This is a genomic window from uncultured Candidatus Thioglobus sp., from assembly GCF_963981275.1.
GTDB lineage: Bacteria > Pseudomonadota > Gammaproteobacteria > PS1 > Pseudothioglobaceae > Thioglobus_A.
In genome coordinates, this window is the sequence record NZ_CAXCCZ010000061.1 from 1 (window position 1) to 2,967 (window position 2,967).

Genomic DNA, 2,967 nt, shown 5'->3' on the forward strand with positions numbered 1-2,967 from the left:
AGTTGATTACTAATTTTCATTTGCCAAAGTCATCTTTATTAATGCTGGTTAGTGCGTTTATTGGTCGAGATAAAATGATGGAAATTTACCAGCATGCCATTGATAAAAAATATCGATTCTTCTCATACGGAGACGCCATGCTTTTGGAAAAACACAGTGACAAATAAGAAGGCGCAGGTCTTACAAGAAGTTTTTGGATTTGATTCTTTTCGTCCCTTGCAAGAGCGAGCAGTTGACAAAATATTAGCCGGTGAAGATGTTTTATTAATTCTTCCAACAGGCGGTGGAAAGTCGCTTTGTTATCAGTTGCCTGCGTTGTTAATGGATGGTGTTCTGGTAGTTGTGTCGCCGCTGTTAGCCTTAATGCGAGATCAGATACTAGGCCTGGAAAGCAAGGGCATTAGTGCAGCAATGCTATCATCCATGCAAAGTATGGAAGAGATTAAAGTCACTGAAAAAGCGTTAAAAAATCAGGAAATCAAGGTTTTATTTGTCGCACCAGAACGCCTTAATAATGATTATTTTTTATCATTTTTAGACTCGTTAAACATTGCATTTTTTGCCGTTGACGAGGCTCATTGTGTGAGTGAATGGGGTCATGATTTCCGTGCCGATTATCGAAAATTAGGTTTGTTAAAAACACGCTTCCCTGATACTAATGTCGCAGCTTTTACTGCTACGGCAACACCACAAGTTGAAAAAGACATTGTTGCGCAGTTGAATTTCAAGCAAAGAGAGAATGTCATTCGTGGCACGGTATTCCGTGATAATTTGTATATTAATGCTAGTGTCAGGCAAGGAAATGGCTATCAGCAGGTGTTAAATTTCTTAGAAAAACGTCAAAATGAGCAAGGCATTATCTATGTACAATCTCGCGCTAAGACTGAATCCTTGGCTAAATTTTTACAAGAACAAGGTTTTCAAGCTCAAGCATATCATGCAGGATTAAGTTCAGAAGATAGAAAGTCTGCTTTCGCTAATTTCGTTGGTGAAAAAACCAATATTATGGTGGCAACCATTGCCTTTGGTATGGGTATTGATAAAAGTGACATTCGTTTTGTTATTCATACTTCGATGCCAAAAACCATTGAGGCTTATTATCAAGAAATTGGCAGAGCAGGTCGAGATGGGATTTCTAGCGAAGTGTTGTTGTTATACGGCACTGCTGATATAGGTGTACTTAGTCGTTTTATTGAGGGAGCTGAAAACGAAGATTATCGTAATTTGGCATTTAGAAATCTCAATACCGTTAAGCAATATGCTTTTTCTGAAAGTTGTCGCCATCAAGCACTAAGTCGTTATTTTGATGAAAATATCGAGCCGTGTAAAACGATGTGCGACAATTGCAATGAGCCTGATACTGAGCGTAAAGAGATTACTGAGTTGGCACAAAAATTTTTATCAACCATTTATCGCACCGAACAACGCTTTGGGCAGAATTACATTATTGATGTATTGAGGGGATCCAAGGTTCAAAAAATCTTAAATAATCGACATGAAGAGCTATCTGTTTACGGCATTGGGCAAGAGCTTAGCAAAGCACAATGGAAGATGGTCGGTGATAGATTACTAGAGTTGGAGTTGATCCAAGTAAGTGGTGAATATGGAGGCTTAGTGCTCACTAATCGAGCAAGAGTAGTTTTAAAATCTGAAGAATCTGTTGATATGCGTGCAGTTAATTTTAATATTAGTAAGAATAGTTTATCTTTGCCTAAAAAATCTGCCCCGCCTAAGTACAATTTTGATAAAGCAATATTTGAATCACTTCGCACATTAAGATTGGAGATTGCAACAGAAACTGGAATGCCTGCTTATGTTATTTTTGACAATAAAACTTTACAGGCAATAGCGCACTTCTTACCTGATAATAAAGAAAATTTTTTGAAAATTAATGGTGTTGGCGAAGTTAAATATGAAAAATACGGCAAACAATTTTTGGCTTTGATCAAGACACTACGTTCTGATAATTTTCAAGAGCCAGCATTAGATAAAGAACATCTAAAGTCACAATCTAAAGTGTCAAAAACAAATAAACCATCCTCTAAATTACATAAAACTTATCATGAGACACTGGCGTTAATTGAACAAGGCTTGTCAGTGGAACAGATAACAATAAATCGCGGCTTTACTACTTCAACCATTTTGGGGCATATTAACAAATTAGCAAAGTCAGAATTAATTGATGTAGTCAAAAAAACAATTCTTTTTGAACAAATTCCTAAAAATCCAGCCATGGATGAGTGGGTGAATGAAGGCTCTAATCTTACTGGCTCAGATAAAGATTTTTACCATTATCTGTCAATATATAGGCAGATAGAGCAGTCCAAAAAAACAGATATACAAAAATCTAACCCCCTATTGGGAGAAACCTACAAAGTTACTTTAGAGTTAATTCAACAAGGTTTATCAATAGATCAACTAGAGCAAAGGCGTAATTTTACTATCCCTGCCGTCATGAGACATATTAACCAGCTGGCAGAAGAAGGGCTAATTGGGCAAACTCAAAGGCAAGAATTATTTGCTCAAATTCCTCAAAGTGATATACTTAATGACTGGGTAAAGCGAGGCATTGAGCTAGCTGGATCAACTGAAAATATCCAAAATTATCTATCAATACAGAAGCAATTGGAGCAATAATTTTTATGATTTTTGAAAACGAGCTGGCTAGTGTAGAAATTGAACCGAGTGAGATACCTTGGGTTAAAGTTTTTACTAAGCGAAAAATTAAAGAATTCTGCGAATGCAGTGCTGATGAAAAAATAGAAATTTTTAGGATTATTGATATTACTGAAAATCTAATGTTAGACTATTTCAAAGCAGATAAGATAAATATCGCGTCTTTTGGCAACGTTTTACCGCATGTTCATTGGCATATCATGGCCCGATTTAAGGGTGATAGTTATTTTCCAGAGCCAATGTGGGGTGCAAAACAAAGAGAACCACAATTAGATTTACCCAGTTTTGAGG

3 protein-coding genes are annotated in these 2,967 nt (G+C 36.5%); all 3 read left to right on the forward strand.

The window, feature by feature from the left end:
• The coding region (locus ABNR88_RS07055) for an S-adenosylmethionine:tRNA ribosyltransferase-isomerase (protein WP_348670244.1) at nucleotides 1-167 on the forward strand (167 nt) is incomplete at its 5' end.
• Nucleotides 157-2,637, forward strand: a complete 2,481-nt coding sequence (gene recQ / locus ABNR88_RS07060) for a DNA helicase RecQ (protein ID WP_348670242.1) — start codon at nucleotides 157-159, stop codon at nucleotides 2,635-2,637. The genes ABNR88_RS07055 and recQ, both read left to right, overlap by 11 nt.
• Before the next feature lie 5 nt (nucleotides 2,638-2,642).
• The coding region (locus tag ABNR88_RS07065; RefSeq protein WP_348670243.1) for an HIT family protein at nucleotides 2,643-2,967 on the forward strand (325 nt) is incomplete at its 3' end.